3 protein-coding genes are annotated in these 1269 nt (G+C 37.0%); 1 reads left to right on the top strand and 2 read right to left on the bottom strand.

The genetic code is table 11. The features are described from left to right. The coding region (locus JHJ32_RS22520) for a retropepsin-like aspartic protease (RefSeq protein ID WP_200122967.1) at window positions 1-546 on the bottom strand (546 nt) is incomplete at its 3' end. Window positions 547-805: 259 nt separating this feature from the next. On the opposite strand from JHJ32_RS22520, the gene JHJ32_RS22515 reads away from it, so the two are divergent. Next, a complete protein-coding gene (locus tag JHJ32_RS22515) occupies window positions 806-1060 on the top strand; it encodes a zf-TFIIB domain-containing protein (RefSeq protein ID WP_233632817.1) in 255 nt (84 codons plus the stop codon). Between the two features lie 41 nt (window positions 1061-1101). On the opposite strand, the gene JHJ32_RS23055 is transcribed toward JHJ32_RS22515, so the two are convergent. Further along, a complete protein-coding gene (locus JHJ32_RS23055; RefSeq protein WP_255539856.1) occupies window positions 1102-1227 on the bottom strand; it encodes a hypothetical protein in 126 nt (41 codons plus the stop codon). Window positions 1228-1269 lie beyond the last annotated feature (42 nt).

Below are 1269 nucleotides of genomic sequence, written 5' to 3'. Positions count from 1 at the left end.
AAAGGGTCTACTATTTCTATCCAATTTTATTCTTGATTTGGAAGCACCCCTTAAGTCCAGCCTGGTTAACCTGTCTGTTAAGATAATAATTTTCTGCGCCAGGTCAATTTGCACTATACAATGCTTTAATAATGTACTGCCGATAAAACCGTCAACGTCGAAGCAGTCCAGCAATCCGATTCTTTGGCGGTCGAAAACCATAGCAACAGCATCCGTAAATTGAACATTACCAAGCTTTATTTCGGGAACATTGACAATCTGTTGCTCCTGAGCTTTACCAGTAACATCCGTGATATGACCAGTCCCGACAACAGTCGCATTGATGGCATGCATTAGATTCGTGGAAATGAGACAAGGCGCACCTGTATCAAATATGAAACGTTTTCGTTGATTATTAACATCGACATTGACGATTATTTTTCCACGGGTATATTCAAAGGGAATTGTATCACAAAAATTGTTAATTGTTATTTTGCTTTTATTTATGTTTTGACCGAGTACTGCTATGGGGAATAGTAAAAAGACAAATGCGTAAAATCTTATCATTGAAACTGCGTCTATAAATGTTATGACAAACATAAATTAAAACCTTCTCTATTCCTATATTAAGAAGTTGAATTTAAGAATTAAACCAACCGATATATTAGGATTCAATACGACTGCCGCACCAATGGGCGATCATGTAATACCGGGCATGTTAAAATATGTTATCGATACGAGAACCTATATAATTTTACTTATATTTATATTTTAAACATAATCTCGAATAATCATGAAGTGTCCGAATTGTAACGAGACCTTGTTAATGACGGAACGTCAAAACGTTGAAATAGATTATTGTCCGAATTGCAGGGGAATTTGGCTGGATAAAGGCGAACTCGATAAATTATTGGAGTATTCTGCACAAAGAACAGAGGGGAATAATTATGGGAAACAGGACTTAAACGAAGAAAAGCGCCCCTACTCCGAGGGTTATGGCAAATATGATAAATACGAAGACAGACATAAATATCCACGGAAAAAGAAGTCCTTTTTGTCTGATTTTTTTGATTTCGACTAAAATATCATGCACGGCTGTTAAACTGAAAACTAATTCGCCGTTCAGTAACGCCTTTTGCAGGCCAGCACGATGAGAGCAAAGGCATTATTCATTTGTAGCAATTCGTCCTCGGTATGGTCAACTTCGCCCTCAATGGATACGGGTATATCTAAAAATTCATACTCCATATGATGGCAACGGTTTGTCCGATGGATTGTTTGAATTTAAAA

The sequence above is a fragment of the Parapedobacter sp. ISTM3 genome, from assembly GCF_016533505.1.
Lineage (GTDB): Bacteria > Bacteroidota > Bacteroidia > Sphingobacteriales > Sphingobacteriaceae > Parapedobacter > Parapedobacter luteus.
This window is presented reverse-complemented; position numbering and strand designations above follow the sequence as displayed.